Raw genomic sequence first — 15,199 nt, 5'->3', positions numbered from 1 at the left:
TAGAAATTATGGATTGATTGGACGGCCTGTACTGACATCAAGACAGCGCTTGGTGCTAGGTTCCCAATAAGCATTCAGATTAAGGCTTTTTTCACATTTATCTTTTGCATCAAAAGCGGCATCTATCTTATCAAATTCTTTTTCAGTACGAGTATTGACTTTATTACGTAGCATACGGGTATTATCCCATTGCTCTTTTTCCTGACGCGCTTGCTCTTTGTTAAGGGAATCATCACCTTTACCAACAGAAACACATGTGCTTCCGGCGGTACAGGATGTGGTTGCTTGTGCTGCCAAAGAGGATGTTACCCAAAATAAAGGGAGACAAAAACAAAACGCAGTTAAGCCAGTTTTCAAAGTTTTATGTGGGCTCATGTAAAAATTCCTTACTTGAGTAGGGGCAATAACCAAAGTATAGCCAAAAGTATATGATTGCGTCAGTATAGAATAGTACTAAAAATCAAAGTTGTTTATGTACGGTTAAACCTGCAAAGGTTTGGCATACTGGCATCAATTCAAGTGTATTCACATTCATATGTGCAGGTAATGTTGCCACCCAATAAACCGTTTCAGCGATATCTTCAGGCGTCAAGGCTTCTGCACCTTGGTACGTATTAGCGGCTTTATCATCATCACCTTTAAAACGAATATTGGAAAACTCTGTTCCACCCACTAAGCCTGGTTCTATATCAGTAACCCGGATCTTTTTGCCTTGAAGGTCAGCACGTAGACCTAAAGAAAATTGTTTTACGAAGGCTTTAGTTGCGCCGTATACATTACCGCCTTTATAAGGCCAGCTCGCAGCCGTTGAACCGATGTTAATGATATGACCATGATTATTAGCGACCATACCTTGTAGTACCTCATAAGTCATATTAACTAAACCTTTAGTATTGGTATTAATCATAATTTCCCAATCATCAGGGTTAGCATCAAAAGCAGGTTCTAAACCGAGCGCTAAACCAGCATTGTTAACTAGTACATCAATATTTTTGAGATGAGCAGGCAAACTTGCAACAGCTGATTGAATTGCTTTTCTATCTTGGACATCCAAAGTTAATGGGTAAAATTTTTCACCTAGTTCCTGATGTAGCGCTTCTAAACGTTCTGTTCTACGGCCCGTTCCAATAACGGTATAATTATGTTGAATAAATTTGCGAGCTATAGACTCACCAAAGCCCGATGAAGCACCTGTTACTAATATAATCATGAGAACCTCAAATTGTTATTGTTGTGTCAGCATGTAGCGATTTTAACGCTTTCTAATGTGAACTACAAAAGCTGTTATAATCCTAGGATATGTTTATCCTTAGGGTAACTTAATGTGTAACTAAATGGGATCTGAATCTCTTCATTCGGTTTTAGCCCAACATTCCAAGTTATTTTCCCTGTTTTTTTGTTGATCACAGCGTCTTTATTATCTACATCTGACACTTTTATATCACTGTCTTCACTAATAGGCAGTTGGTCATAAATAGTTAATTTAACAGGGGTTGGATGTATGTTTTTAGCTTTGATGAGATAACTCTCTTTTTGCTCTACCGTTGAACCAATGAAGCTTGGTTTTTTCTTCATTTTTTCATTGTTTTCACGTGAAATCTGAATATTTTTATCGATACCAAAAGGAACTTGTAAAGTATCAGTCAGTCGATTTGCATCGATTTTAACGTTTCCAATATACGTATTTCCATAGTAAATATTGGCATTTCCGTTCAATAAGTTTAGAGCTTGCCAATTTTCAATATCTGCTTGTAAGAAGACATCCTCTGCAAGTTTTGGTGTTGCAGTGTACTTATACTTAGCCGCAATATCTTCTTGTTTAATCGTCAATGAACTTGGCTTGGATGTACTTTTCAGTGTGAAAGGAAGGGTGATTTGATAGTTTAGGCTAATACCGTTATTTGCGGTGGTCACAAAATCAGCAATACCTGACCCAACCTTTTTTTTGCTAGCAGTCATACTTTCTTCATACATAGCAACAGGTGCAGCTGGCATTGGTTTCATACGGACTTGACGTTCCAACTGTTTATTTTCATCATAAATTGACAGACGCCAAGGCTGTAAATCAAAAGGGGTGATATTCTTTGATGGATTAATGGTCGATAAGGTTAGGTCAATATTTTCCCAATCAATACCTGTATTTTGAATGACATCCGCTTTATAAGTTAAAACTATAGGTGATTCTGTGTTCTCACTGCGTATATCATAGCTAGGTGACCAAGCGGCATCCTGTGTTAAATAAGAAAGCTGTAGTTTTGCTGTTGTGGCTTCAGGTGCGTCTATCGACATAACAACCTGTGTTTGTTTGGCAAGGGAAGCCGGCATATTTTGGTCAATTTGAGCTTGTAGCAGTGCTGATTTTTCTTCAAGCTCATCGATAGTGAGTTGATATTTTTGTTGTTCTTGTAAAATTTTCGTCATTTGCTGACGTATAAAGTCTAGCTTTTGGGATGATTGCTCTAAAGATTGAGCATTATTTTCCCCAAAAAAGCGTTGGTCTTTCAATAAGCTTAATTGTTCTTCTCCGACTTTAATCGCAATAATAGCATCTTCTATTTGCTGCATTAATTGTTTCTGTTGAGTTTGAAGTGCCTTGATATTTTCGGGATAAACAACTTCAGTAGGGACAGTTTGAATATTAACAGAACGAATTATTACATTTTTATCATTTAGGTTAACTGATAACGTACGTGGGTCAACGTTATGGGCTATATTCGTTAAAATTACCTTATTTTGCCCCTTATTAAGTGACAGCGTCACATCATTATCTAATTCAGCCCCGTGTAGAAATACAGTGGCATGATTTAATTTAACTGGTTGATTTAAATTGTTTTTAGCTTCAGCAAACGCATATTGAGACGTAAAAAGTGCCGTCAATATCAAACTACTTGCCAGTCGAGTAGATACGGTCATATGTGAACTCCAATAATGATAAAGTTATTACACACGAAATTATGTAACCATCCTATTTAACTGATCTTTTCAGCGATAGCAGATAAAACCGAAAAGTTGATTATAAAAATTAAGTTATTAAACCTAAAAATATCCATAAACAGAAAATAGCTAAAGGAAAATAAAAAAGATTAAGGTAAATATTGAAAGATGTTTTTTCCTTTTGTGGAAAAATAATACATCAAATCTTTTTAAATTGAGAATAGGTGTATTTTATGAATATAGCCCCGACTAGCTCCACATTTTATTACAAAGCTGATCACAATGATGCCACTACAGTTATAAAGACGCTAAATAGTGAATTATTAAAAATTGAAAAGGAGCTTTACAATCAATACGAGCCTAGCCCCGAAAGAAAAAATGAACTGAACAGTAAGGCATTTGAAAATATCAATATAATAGAAGATATCTTAAAGAATAAGGAAGAGATAAATATCACATCAATCAAAAGGTTACAAGAATTAAACGTTATGTATGGTATGGCAGCAATGAAAAGTGGAGATACGGAGTGGGAGAGCTTTGGGTTATCCAAAGAGGTTTTTGAAAATAATGAGAAATTCTTTAACTCTACAGATTGTTTACTTAGTACCAGTGAACAATTAAAACAAAAGATAGATATAGAAAAAAGACTTACGTACTGGAATACCTGTCAATATAATTTTGCTTATAACATTGTTTATGAAGGAATGTCTGCACCAAGTGATCTAACACAGAATGATTTTCATCATCATTTTGAACAATGTAGCCGAAGTAATATTTCTAACGATATTGCAATCGCAGCAGCAAATGCAAAGTGTGCAGAAAATTTATGTAAATCCTCATTAACTGAGCAACAGAAATCATCTGATATATTAATGAATACAACATTAAGACTCAATAAGTTCTATCATGATTATATAAATACGCCTTCCGCTGATTTAAATGATGACATAAGGTCTGATGCATTTTTTTTAGTCAAAAACTTGTCAGTTCACTTACCTTTTGAAATAAAAGAAAAATTTGGTATTAATTAAATAGTATTAAGGAAGAAGAAATGCTCAGTTCTAGGCTTTATTCAGTAAAGGATACCAGTAGTCAATATGGTATTAATCTTGAAGAAAATACCAAATATTCATCATTAAAACATATTCTAGAAAACATAAAAAACATATCAAATAACAATGTAGAAATGAGCACTAGTGGGCCATCAGGGCATTCAATAATCTATACAAATGGTGAGATAAAGCAACCTGCAGCAAATGGTCATTTAATACTTAATCCAAGTGGGATTGACCTACGAGTTATCCCTGGGAAAATTAAAAACGTTAATTACGAAAAAATTAGTGATAATAGATATAAAGCTAATTTAATGTCTCATGATGGAAATAAAGTATTGTCATTAAGTTTTTATTCAAAAGAAGATTTAAACATAAGCTCAAGTGAAATCTCCTCTCTAAAATCAACAATGAAAACAATAAATAAAAGTAATGATATTGAAAACTTATGGAGAAACATGGCTGATGTACACCATTTTTATCCAATGTTACAACAACTTGGAATAAGCAAGCTTGAAGCATTCCAAAAAGTACCAAATGACTTGGCAAGAAAAGTAAGTACAGAAAGTTTATTGACAACTTTAAATAAGATACATAACGACAATAAAAAAATGATGATTTTTGTGGGTAATGATTCTGCAATCCAGATCTATACAGGCCCAATAGATAAAATTACTGAAATAATGAATGGCAAAAAAATAGTCATCCACGGTACAACTGAAGAAGGAGGGAAATCAGTAATAAGAATAGCAAAAGATGAGGTTGGGGAAGCTTGGGTTGTTAATAAAAACTCTCGTGATGGATTTATTACAAGCCTAGAGTTATTTAATAAAAATGAAGAGCATATAGCCCAATTTTATGGAGTTAGGAGAGAAGGGCAAAAGCAAGATGAATACTGGGGGGATTTAATGAGGAAATTACCGAATCACTAACTCATTGATCATTATTAATAGAATTATAAAATAGAAAAATGGTGGATAATCAAATGATAAATAACATTTTTGATATTAAAACATTTTCATCACATCAAGGTACAGATGCAGAATCTGCACTCTCGGAGCACGAACCAAACATACACCAAAAAATTAACCATATCAGCAATCTCCCACTTGAGCTAAAACAAAATATTGCATTTAGGCTTGATGCTTCAAGTTATGAAAACTTTCGCAATGCATCAAAGGAAATGACAGATGATTTACCGTCTTTTCGTTATATGCTTGCGAGTTTAAAAAATAACAACTGTACTGGCCAATTAAGAGAAGATTATAAATCAGTGCTCTATGGTAACCTTAATCAGCGCTATGACGACCAATTAGATGGTATATGGACCGGGTAGTGATAATATTAGCAATAGAAGGCTAAACGTCAAAACCTCAAACTAAGATTGAAATATCCTATTTTAAGCATGTAGTATTAGAAGAACATTAAGAAAGCCTTTATGGAGAATTCATGCTAACAGTTTGGGGTCGTAAAACTTCATCTAACGTCCAAGCACTAATGTGGTGTATTGGTGAGTTAGAATTACCTTATAAGAGGCTTGATTTTGGGCATCGCTATGGCGGTACTGATACTGACGAATTTTACCGCTTAAATCCTAATCGTACTGTTCCTGTTATTCAGGATGGTTGCAACCCTCCATTATGGGAAACTGGGGCAATACTTAGGTATCTTGCTAACCGATATGCAAAAGGGAATTTTTGGCCTGATGAAATATTAGCAAGAACCGAGGTTGATCGCTGGATGGAATGGTCAAAGTTGAATGTAGCATTGGCATTTACGGCGCCTATCTTTTGGCAAGTAGCACGCACTCCAAAGGAATCCCAAGATATTAATTCCATCAAACTTGCTATCGACAAATTTGAAAATAATTTAATGATTGCAGAAGAGATATTAGCATCCAGAAACTACTTGGCCAGTGATGATTTTTCACTGGCTGACATCCAATTCGGGCATGTGTTGTATCGTTATTATGATATTGATATAAAAAGAAAATCGCTTCCTTACATTGAGGCTTACTATAAGCGTCTTCTTGATAGGCCTGCATATCGCGAGCATGTTGCTATTTCGTATGATGAACTCCGGCCAGCAAAACCTTAATCTTAGATGTATAAATAGCACTTTATGTGACGCTGTCACTTATTCATCGATAAAATGATGGGTATATCTACAGCTTAAAGAATCAACACCATAGTGTTGATTTAGTTTTGTTCGTATTAAATATGCAGCGGGCATTTAACTACATAGGTTATTTTTTATGAAAATATATACTTTTCCTAGAAGTCGTTCTCTGAGGGTTTTATGGACATTAGAAGAACTTGGTGTTGACTATGAAACAGTTAGAGTTGATATGTTCAGCGATAAACCTAAAGTTAAATCACCTCATTCACGAGGTAAGGTTCCGTTAATGGTAGATGGGGATGTTTCAATAGAAGAGACATTTGCGATATGTCATTATTTGTGTAATAAACACCCAAAGGAAACGTTCTATCCATCTGATATAAAAGAACAATCAGTTATTTATTCTTATATAAGCTTTGCTTTAACAGATTTAGAATCTCCTATCTGGAATCTACTAAAGCAACTTGTTTTTATTCCTGAAGAGAAGCGTTCTTTATCGTTAGTTGATTACTTTAAAATAGAATCTGAAAATGTAACAAGGCAATTTAAGCTTGATAAAGATAACGAGTGGGTCGCTGGTGACAACTTCACTTTAGCTGATATTTTTCTATCTCATACGCTTTTGTGGGCTAGGTTATGCCATGTTAACCTCAGTCCTATAGTTAATGATTACATTGATAGGGCTATTAGCCGGCGGTCATACATACAAGCCCAGGAAAAAAATAATTTATAAAACAACAAACAATAACATTTTGATTAACAGGAAAAATCACACCAATGAAAGCCATATCTATAGTTTTTCCAGCAGGTAAAAATATTGCGTTAGGAATAAAAACGTTAGAAATAAGAAAATGGGCACCAAACATCGATTGTAATGAAGACTTACTAATTGTTGAAAATCACCATTATCTTTTAAAAGATGGCGATGAAGAAATGGGGAAAGCAGTCGCAATTGTTAAAGTGAAAAATGTGAGGCCATTCGTTGAAAGTGATATTGATGCAGCCTGTGCATCTTACTATGAAGCAGGTTGGCTAGCTTGGGAACTAACTGATATCCGAGCTATTGAAACGCCAGTAAAAATGATAGCAAAACGTAAGATTTATGAAGTTGAGTTGAGCTAAGATTCAATCCTTACGATTAACCAATTCAGCGATAAAAAAGCCAACATGATTAACCAGCCAAAACGCTGGATTTCTTCATTTCATACTTGGGTTCGCATAATACATATTATGTTAAATAGGATATTGAATTAAGAATCGGTCTTGATAGATCAAGCATTGTTAGTTCCCTATTGACTTAGAGCCGTGTTCAGCTTATTTATATGCGCTCAATGATAACCTAACCTATAACTTCGGATATGCCGTAATGAGTGAATTTAAATCGAAATCCCCTTTACATGGAGTTACACTAGAAATGCAAGTTAATGCATTGGTTGACAGATACGGTTGGAACCAACTTGGGCGTACTATAAAAATAAACTGCTTTAACAAAGATCCAAGTATTAAATCCAGCTTAAAGTTTCTGCGCCGAACACCTTGGGCAAGAACTCAAGTCGAATTACTCTATTTGGATATGATAGAAAATAATTCGATTGATAATACTGACTTAGGTTCTGATGACCCTTGGTGTAATTCACGACATTAAAAATAAACTGTAATTAACTGGCTACTGAAACTTAAGCTGTTTTATTTCTTAGCTTATAAGTAAGAGCCATCTCAATGCATATGGCCAATTCTTTTATTGGCAGCGCTTCATTGATATCTAAGATAATTGCTCGGTTCTTTGAGTAATTAAGTTCAGGAAAAAGCGTTCTAAATGAATCAATTAAGGTGGTTTGACAGTGAACAAAAAGAGCAACGGAGCTCTGATTGAACCGGCCTATTCGTATCGTTGTTCCTGAGCCCGTTTCAATTGTTTGATAACTTGGTTGCCCCCATTTCAGAGTCTCAGTGATTGTTCCTACTTTTTTATTTTCTGCTGCTGTTCTAAAAATCAGCTCTCTAATCATTAATAACACTTTTTGGTATTGAATAGGATAACTGCCAAATACCAAATTCACTCTATCATCCGAAATGGTTTTCATATAACTACCGCTAATTTATTTTAAGACATCCTTGTCATACCTATGTACTTTAATCTTCCTAGCTGATTATTTACATAATATATTCGTTACATTCTGCCCTGTTGTATACTAAATTCAATCAAAGATTCGAGCACACTTTGTTGTCCAGTTGGTAAGACTGGTAATAATGTTTCCCTTCTTTTTTCTTTGTCGTATAGCGATTCTATTAGCCATCCAACTAGATAAAGGGCGGAAAGGCAACCACCTGCTGTAGCTACCCTTCCATGACATACAAGAGGTTGCCCTACTGGCTCAAGTTGTGATGCTAATAATGCATTCCTAGCATCTGGATGAGTGGTGGCTCTTCGTTCAGGTAATAGGTTTAATGCATTAAGAATTAAAGTGCCTGCACAAATAGAACCGATATACTGTTTTTCAGGGTTTAATTTAAATTCGGATAAAAAATCTGCATTTTCAATCGCCTTTGGTACGCCATTTTTACCACTACTAAATAATACCGCATCAGCTGAATTCGCTTCAGATAATGCCCCTTGAACATGTATGTTTAAGCCATGTGCTGATCGTAAGCTTGATTTGTTCCCTAATATTTTGACTTGCCAATCTATATGGTTACGGCCAAGAATATCCCACATAAAAAAAAGGTCTATATCCGTAAAATCATCAAATGCAACAATCACAATTTTTTTCATAAATTTATTCCTTTTAGCGGAAATACAAATTAAGCTTTAACGTATCAGAACTTGAATCACCATACACAGACTGTATTGAAAATGAAAAAATTAACGAGAACATCTTGGATTAACGCAGGTTTTAATATTTTGGATAATGAAGGATATACACGTTGTTCTGTTGAGAGAGTTGCTAGGAAACTAGATGTTACCCGAGGCTCCTTTTATCATCATTTTAATGACCGTGAAGATTTTATCCGTTCAATGCTTTCTTGTTGGGTTGTTGAATATACTGATAAAATATTAAATGAACTAGAACAAGAAACGAGTATCAATAAGGTGCTTACAGAGTATATTAATTTCACATCAAGAAAAAAAACAGCAAGAGAAATTTCCATCAGAGCTTGGGCATTACATGACCCTATCGTTGCAGAGTATCAAACGATTGTTGATGAGAAGCGTTTAAATTTTGTTATTAATAAATTAGGAAGCCTACCTATTCCGGCTCAACATGCTCAAACAATTGGTAAATTAGTACATCTTAGTTTAATTGGTGGCACCATATCTGGAGAGAGGTTAAATAATCTAAACTTCAATAAATTAATTTTAAATGGCGTAAAACTTAAAAAATTTTTATTTTAAATAACCCGTTGTTAATGGCATTTACTACCCCTCCTACTCCACCTATCTACAGATAAATGTTGATTAAAACCATAGAACTCTATTGATATTATTGAATTATTCGATTTTCGAATGTCATCACACTGATTTATTTGATTTTATAATCAAGTTCAGTAAGTTAAGTTCAATAGCATGATATCACTCTGAATATTAAAAATATTGCTGACTATTTTTAAGATCTAAAAATACCGGCAAGTGAATGAATTTCAGTATATGAAAAAATATTATAAGCAATAAAGAGGAATATATGGGAGTAGACAAACTAAAATCATTAGTTATCACTGGTGCTTTTGTTTTACTTTGGGGCAGTGCTGCAATTTTTACTAAGCTAGGAATCGATAATGCTTCTTCTATGATTTTATTAGTATTTAGATTTAGTATCGCACTAATTGTCATTTTGATATTTTGCAGATATAAACAACAATATTTACCTGAAAAAGGAATGATATTACAAACGGCATTGGTAGGAATTATTTTAATCGGTGGCTACTCTATTTGTTATTTTTTATCAATGGAAAATGGTGTTACTCCTGGTCTTATCGCCACTATTATGGGAGTACAACCAATACTTTCACTCTGTATTACAGAACGAAAAATTTATGGCTACAGGTTAGTTGGGTTAATTATGGCGTTATCCGGCCTAATTGTGCTTGTATGGCATAGTTTAATAACTTCCCAGTTACCTATTATGGGCATTGTACTTTCGCTAATGGCACTGTTATTTATGACTATCGGAGCTATTTCACAGCAAAAAATTAAGCAATCTCCATATAGAGTGTTACCGATTCAATACGCTGTCAGTTTGGTACTATGTTTGTTATTCATTCCAATGCAAACTGTACATTTTAATTTTAACTTGAATTTTCTGATATCCATCCTATTTCTAGGTATATTTATTTCCGTTATCGCTCAAATATTACTTTATTATTTATTAAGTAAGGGGAATGTAGTGAATGTAACTAGCTTATTTTATTTTGTTCCGATTGTTACGTCATTGCTTGACTATTGTATTCTTGGGAATAAACCTTCATTATTTGGCATCTTTGGCATGGCTGCAATTATACTGGGGATTATATTGGTTTTCTATAAGCCTAAAAAGGGGGCCCTTAGCCATGTTAGCAGTTAGTTAAAAAAGTAGTAAAACATAAAAAATGGAGGCTCCCTTTAACTAACCAAGTATACGTGTTTTATCTTTCAAACTCATTTAGCTACTCTTAGAGTTTGGATTAGGAGATTATAGAGGCTATCAACAGCTTGATCTCCAAGAGACTGATTACTTCTATATGCTGCGACACCCATTGGTTCCAAAGGCCCTAACCCATGCAATGCGCCTAATATTTCCAGATTGGGGGGAACACTACATTGAGTCAGTACAGCAACGGCCAGCCCACTTTCAACAGCAGCAACCTGCCCTGGCAAGCTCGAACTATTATAAACAATTTTATATCTACGCCCCTGTAATGAGAGCGCATTGATGGCGCTTCGTTTTGCCAAGCTGGTGTGCTCATATACCGCGATCGGTAATGGGTCACGTCGCCAAATTTCAAATTGTGAAGAACCGACCCATACCATAGGCTCATAAAATAATAATGCTCCCTGAGTATTATTTTCTCTTGAGACTAAAGCTAAGTCTATTTCACCCTTTTCTACCTTTGGTATCAATGAGGTAGATTGCTCACAGTTAAGCTCTATTTCAACGGAGCTATGGTATGCGGCAAAACGTTTTAATACAGGGGTCAGATATTTTTCAGCATAATCATCTGGAACACCAAGTCTGATTCGCCCTTCTAGCTCACCACCATGAAATGCAATAATAGCTTCATTATGTATATCCAGTATCCGCCTTGCATAACCCAATAATTTTTGACCTTCGTAGGTTAATTGATGTTGCCGAGGATTACGTACTAACAATTGACAACCGAGTGATGACTCAAGCTTTTTTAGTTGCATACTGACTGCAGATTGTGAGCGATGAATCTCCAAAGCAGCAGCAGAGACAGACCCTGTATTTACTACAGCGACAAAACATTTTAACCAGTCAATTTGTAAGTCTGTATATTTCATAACCAATCCATTCGTAAATCGAATTTATAAATTTCGAATTATTCATTTTAATAAAAAAACCATAGACGATATTATTCTTATCGAAGATGAAATTACATTATAAGGTCATATATGGATAACTCAAAACGACAATATTATAAAAAACACTTAGAACAAATTACTTCTTTTCAAACGAGTAATCCAAATGAAAACCCATGGGTACTAGGAAAACCCAAAACAGAAATAATTGATGTGGTTGATTATGACCCAAACTGGCAGGCGCAATTTAAACAGATTAAACAAAATATACAAAATAAGTTAGGTCATAAGGCGCTTGCTATCGAGCATGTGGGCTCTACCGCAGTCTCAGATCTATCAGCAAAGCCAGTAATTGACATTGATTTAATTGTCAAAAATCCGGAACAAGAACTTAATTATGCTCCTATATTAGAAGAGTTTGGTTTTTTACTAACTGTAAGAGAACCTTCGTGGTACCAACATCGCATGTTTCGCCTTGAACAACCAAGAGTTAATTTACATGTATTCGGGCCTGACTGCCCTGAGCACCTACGTCATATCTTATTTAGAGATTGGTTACGTACACATGCCGATGATAGAAGATTATACGAAGAGGCGAAAAAAATGGCCTCGGTTAAAGTAACCAATGTACAGGTATACAACCAAAATAAAGAAAACGTAATTAAAGAAATATACGACAAGATTATTAAAATAATAAGTGAATAAGCAGAACAATATAATGAAAAAAATTATACTCATTAAATCATCGGTTATGGGAATGCAATCCCATACTAAACGTATGCTTGATTCTTTTGAGCACTCATGGACTGAAAATCATAAGAATACCACCATTATTCAACGAGATTTAATAGCATCTCCTCTACCAATTATGGATGAAGATATTTTTTCTGCGTACTATTCGGTACCAGAGCAGCAACAAAGTGAAAAACAAAAAGAAGCTCTAGCTATATCAGATAAGCTTATTGAAGAACTTAAAATTTCGGAACTAATCGTAATCGCAGCTCCGATGTATAATTTATCAATTCCTAGTCAACTAAAAAACTACTTTGACCTTATTATCAGAGCAGGTTTAACGTTTAATTATGTAAATAACGAACGCATTGGTTTACTTAAAAATAAGAAAGCTTTAATTTTAACAAGTCAAGGTGGATTAAAAAATGCTAATAAATCTGATTGTTTTGTTGATTATCTAAGGGATATACTCAGTTTTGTTGGAATTGAGCACACCACTTTTATTGGTGTTGAAGGTATTGCTATGGACACAAGCCGTATTGAGTTAGAGCATATTAATGCTGAAACTCAAATGAAAAATTTCATTAACAATTACTAAATAGCTAGTCTTGAGTAAGAAGAACTGTGCTTAATGGTATAAAATGAGATATAAATAACACTAAAAAATCATAATTAACTTAATTAAATTAGAGTCTATTTTTCATAACTCATGAATAAACCTTACGTAAAAACTTTTATTTACCTTAAGGTTGTTAAAGAAAAATACTCTAATTTAAATTTAGGCCACTTTCTATTTATATGTTTTTGCAAAAAAACTGAGGTATTGTTGGTGTATACATAATGTAACCATTCCCCCCATTTGGTTTTACATTTATATTAAACCAACCACCTTTTTCTCTTGTATAACTATACATATATTTATTAGCTAGGCTTTCAAATAGTTATATCTAACCTGTGCATAGCAATTAAGCTCTGGGATATTATTATAATTTCCTCTGTAATATAAAAAACTGGGGTTAAGAAAAAACAAGTGGTTGGTAAAATTCACCTCAAACACCATATGCTTACTATAATACAAAAAATTTAATAATGTTTTTATAATAAAACGGCCAGCATAATGCGGCCGCTTTATTTATCGGTGATATAATATAAAAAGATATTTAGCTAATTAATTGATAAAATCTTCTCTCATAGGAACAAAGATATCTAATATCTCACCATCCAATAAACATTCACATTGGTGTTCTTCATTTGAAGGTATATATATAACATCACCACAGCTTACTGTTTTAACTATTGCCCCTACGCGATAGTTAAAGGAGCCAGATAAAATATAACTCATTTGCTCATGTTGATGTTGGTGTAACTCACCTAATGTTCCTGTTGTTAAGGATATTTTTGCTATCATCATATTTTTACTACCTAAAAATATTTTCCTTAACGTACCCGGAGCAATATTTTTCGCCATGATGTCTTTATCAAAAATAAACATGTTTTATATATCCAAATAATAATTATAATTTAGAGTTAATTAGTTTGTTCGATTTCATGATCTGCTGGCACAATTGGCTTAATATCTCTTAACATAACCAAATAGACTAAAGCACCGATAGCGCAAGCAATCCCTGATACGATTAATGCCCAAATAAATGACCCTGTAGCAGCAATAATATAACCCGTTACGATAGGCCCTAATATTCCACCACAATTTGATACCGCACTTTGCATTCCACCGAGTACCGAAGTCATATTACGAGGTGCAACATCCCCTGGTAGTGACCAAATCGCGGATGCAGCAAATGCAAGGGCTGCATAAGATAAACATAATAATGCCATCATCAGTGTTGTAGACTCTACGAGACCGGAGAATGCAATACTGGTTGCAATTAACATTCCGCCGACAATAGGTATTTTACGTGCAAGACTGACGTTATTATATTTAATAAATAAATAATCTGTTGTCCACCCACCTAACCATTGCCCAGCGATACCACAAAGAGGTGGCAACATCGCGGCAAAGCCCATTTCTTCTAAACTCATTCCCCTTTCCATCATTAAATAAGCAGGGAACCATGTAATAAAGAAATAAATGGCATAGTCCAACATAAAAAACCCAATACACATTGCTTGTACATTGCGATAGCGGATTAAGTGGTACCATTTCATTGGCTGAATATTATCAATGCCTTCTTTTTTTACCTGACCTTCGCGAATATAAGCAAGTTCTTCAGGGCTAATCTTAGGATGTTGTTCTGGGTCGTGATAAACTTTAAGCCAAGCAAATACCCAAAGTACACCAAGCGCACCACAAATAATAAATGCAGCTTCCCAGCCCCATTTTGCAATGATCCAAACAACTAACGGCATGGCAAAAGCTGTTCCGAATTTTGAACCACTATCGAATAATGCTGTAATGCGGCCACGTTCTCTGTCTGGAAACCATTTTGCCGCAATACCGCTATTACATGGGTAAGCCCCTGCTTCCCCCATCCCCATTAAAATACGAGTAGAAATAAAACTCAGCGGTGTTTTTGCTAACGCAGTTGCAGCTGTAGCTAGAGACCACCACAAGACTGACCCTGCTAACGTTTTTCTTTGGCCATATTTATCTGCAATAAACCCCGCAGGTATTTGGCAAAGTGCATAGCTAAGAAAGAATGCAGACATAATCCAGCCCATCATTTCAGGCGAAATCTGTAACTCTTCTGAAATAGTTGGCGCAGCTGCCGACATTACTGTTCTGTCTAGATAATTAATGACAATAGCAAGAGTCATTAATATCGCTATCGAAAATCTGACTTTAGTACCCTTATTCTTATATGCCATAATAACCAAACCTTTTTAAAAG

General features: G+C 34.7%; 19 protein-coding genes. 11 read left to right on the top strand and 8 right to left on the bottom strand.

Annotation, left to right across the window (positions count from 1 at the left end):
- Window positions 1-6: 6 nt before the first annotated feature.
- From ACIPUA_RS12535 to ACIPUA_RS12525, 3 genes are all read right to left on the bottom strand, one after another.
- On the bottom strand, window positions 7-375 hold the full coding sequence (locus ACIPUA_RS12535; protein ID WP_042843717.1) for a DUF1283 family protein: 369 nt from the start codon (window positions 373-375) through the stop codon (window positions 7-9).
- An 85-nt stretch (window positions 376-460) separates the two neighbouring features.
- Entirely contained in the window at window positions 461-1,210 is a 750-nt protein-coding gene (ydfG, locus tag ACIPUA_RS12530; protein ID WP_042843718.1) for a bifunctional NADP-dependent 3-hydroxy acid dehydrogenase/3-hydroxypropionate dehydrogenase YdfG, read from the bottom strand.
- A gap of 74 nt (window positions 1,211-1,284) precedes the next feature.
- Entirely contained in the window at window positions 1,285-2,913 is a 1,629-nt protein-coding gene (locus ACIPUA_RS12525) for a DUF4139 domain-containing protein (RefSeq protein WP_449059728.1), read from the bottom strand.
- 254 nt (window positions 2,914-3,167) lie between these two features.
- Between ACIPUA_RS12525 and ACIPUA_RS12520 the strand changes: the two genes are divergently transcribed.
- From ACIPUA_RS12520 to ACIPUA_RS12490, 7 genes are all read left to right on the top strand, one after another.
- Window positions 3,168-3,965, top strand: coding sequence for a hypothetical protein (locus ACIPUA_RS12520; protein ID WP_449059727.1), 798 nt, complete (start codon window positions 3,168-3,170; stop codon window positions 3,963-3,965).
- Window positions 3,966-3,985: 20 nt separating this feature from the next.
- Complete coding sequence (locus tag ACIPUA_RS12515) at window positions 3,986-4,918, top strand: ChuX/HutX family heme-like substrate-binding protein (protein WP_048607217.1); 933 nt, start codon at window positions 3,986-3,988, stop codon at window positions 4,916-4,918.
- A gap of 53 nt (window positions 4,919-4,971) precedes the next feature.
- Window positions 4,972-5,322 carry a hypothetical protein gene (locus ACIPUA_RS12510; RefSeq protein WP_042843722.1) on the top strand — a complete coding sequence of 117 codons (351 nt, stop codon included), beginning with the start codon at window positions 4,972-4,974 and terminating at the stop codon, window positions 5,320-5,322.
- A gap of 113 nt (window positions 5,323-5,435) precedes the next feature.
- Window positions 5,436-6,083 (top strand): glutathione S-transferase family protein, encoded by a 648-nt coding sequence (locus tag ACIPUA_RS12505; protein WP_042843723.1) that lies wholly within the window; start codon window positions 5,436-5,438, stop codon window positions 6,081-6,083.
- A gap of 157 nt (window positions 6,084-6,240) precedes the next feature.
- Window positions 6,241-6,837, top strand: coding sequence for a glutathione S-transferase family protein (locus tag ACIPUA_RS12500; protein WP_048607215.1), 597 nt, complete (start codon window positions 6,241-6,243; stop codon window positions 6,835-6,837).
- A gap of 44 nt (window positions 6,838-6,881) precedes the next feature.
- The gene (locus tag ACIPUA_RS12495; RefSeq protein ID WP_048607213.1) at window positions 6,882-7,226 is read left to right on the top strand and encodes an ASCH domain-containing protein; all 345 of its coding nucleotides are present in this window, start codon (window positions 6,882-6,884) and stop codon (window positions 7,224-7,226) included.
- A 244-nt stretch (window positions 7,227-7,470) separates the two neighbouring features.
- Window positions 7,471-7,749 carry a VF530 family protein gene (locus tag ACIPUA_RS12490; RefSeq protein WP_042843736.1) on the top strand — a complete coding sequence of 93 codons (279 nt, stop codon included), beginning with the start codon at window positions 7,471-7,473 and terminating at the stop codon, window positions 7,747-7,749.
- A 31-nt stretch (window positions 7,750-7,780) separates the two neighbouring features.
- On the opposite strand, the gene ACIPUA_RS12485 is transcribed toward ACIPUA_RS12490, so the two are convergent.
- Entirely contained in the window at window positions 7,781-8,188 is a 408-nt protein-coding gene (locus ACIPUA_RS12485; RefSeq protein ID WP_105881029.1) for a DUF1801 domain-containing protein, read from the bottom strand.
- Window positions 8,189-8,274: 86 nt separating this feature from the next.
- The gene (locus ACIPUA_RS12480; protein ID WP_042843738.1) at window positions 8,275-8,877 is read right to left on the bottom strand and encodes a DJ-1/PfpI family protein; all 603 of its coding nucleotides are present in this window, start codon (window positions 8,875-8,877) and stop codon (window positions 8,275-8,277) included.
- Window positions 8,878-8,958: 81 nt separating this feature from the next.
- On the opposite strand from ACIPUA_RS12480, the gene ACIPUA_RS12475 reads away from it, so the two are divergent.
- Window positions 8,959-9,498 carry a TetR/AcrR family transcriptional regulator gene (locus ACIPUA_RS12475; protein WP_071548109.1) on the top strand — a complete coding sequence of 180 codons (540 nt, stop codon included), beginning with the start codon at window positions 8,959-8,961 and terminating at the stop codon, window positions 9,496-9,498.
- 286 nt (window positions 9,499-9,784) lie between these two features.
- Window positions 9,785-10,663, top strand: a complete 879-nt coding sequence (locus tag ACIPUA_RS12470; protein ID WP_129465933.1) for a DMT family transporter — start codon at window positions 9,785-9,787, stop codon at window positions 10,661-10,663.
- 74 nt (window positions 10,664-10,737) lie between these two features.
- Here ACIPUA_RS12470 and ACIPUA_RS12465 read toward each other — a convergent pair whose 3' ends face one another.
- Window positions 10,738-11,601: a LysR family transcriptional regulator gene (locus tag ACIPUA_RS12465; protein ID WP_042843741.1), complete on the bottom strand. Its 864-nt coding sequence runs from the start codon at window positions 11,599-11,601 to the stop codon at window positions 10,738-10,740.
- Between the two features lie 111 nt (window positions 11,602-11,712).
- Between ACIPUA_RS12465 and ACIPUA_RS12460 the strand changes: the two genes are divergently transcribed.
- Both ACIPUA_RS12460 and ACIPUA_RS12455 read left to right on the top strand, forming a co-directional pair.
- On the top strand, window positions 11,713-12,324 hold the full coding sequence (locus ACIPUA_RS12460) for a GrpB family protein (protein ID WP_449059726.1): 612 nt from the start codon (window positions 11,713-11,715) through the stop codon (window positions 12,322-12,324).
- Window positions 12,325-12,337: 13 nt separating this feature from the next.
- A complete protein-coding gene (locus ACIPUA_RS12455) occupies window positions 12,338-12,949 on the top strand; it encodes an FMN-dependent NADH-azoreductase (RefSeq protein ID WP_449059725.1) in 612 nt (203 codons plus the stop codon).
- 570 nt (window positions 12,950-13,519) lie between these two features.
- Here the strand turns inward: ACIPUA_RS12455 and ACIPUA_RS12450 are convergent.
- Together ACIPUA_RS12450 and ACIPUA_RS12445 are read right to left on the bottom strand one after the other, a co-directional pair.
- Window positions 13,520-13,843 carry a cupin domain-containing protein gene (locus ACIPUA_RS12450; RefSeq protein WP_042843743.1) on the bottom strand — a complete coding sequence of 108 codons (324 nt, stop codon included), beginning with the start codon at window positions 13,841-13,843 and terminating at the stop codon, window positions 13,520-13,522.
- A gap of 35 nt (window positions 13,844-13,878) precedes the next feature.
- Window positions 13,879-15,177, bottom strand: a complete 1,299-nt coding sequence (locus tag ACIPUA_RS12445; protein WP_042843744.1) for an MFS transporter — start codon at window positions 15,175-15,177, stop codon at window positions 13,879-13,881.
- Window positions 15,178-15,199 lie beyond the last annotated feature (22 nt).

This window comes from Providencia sp. AGC89, from assembly GCF_053543535.1.
The sequence above is the reverse complement of the archived record's forward strand: the minus strand, read 5'-3'. Positions and strand labels throughout refer to the sequence as shown.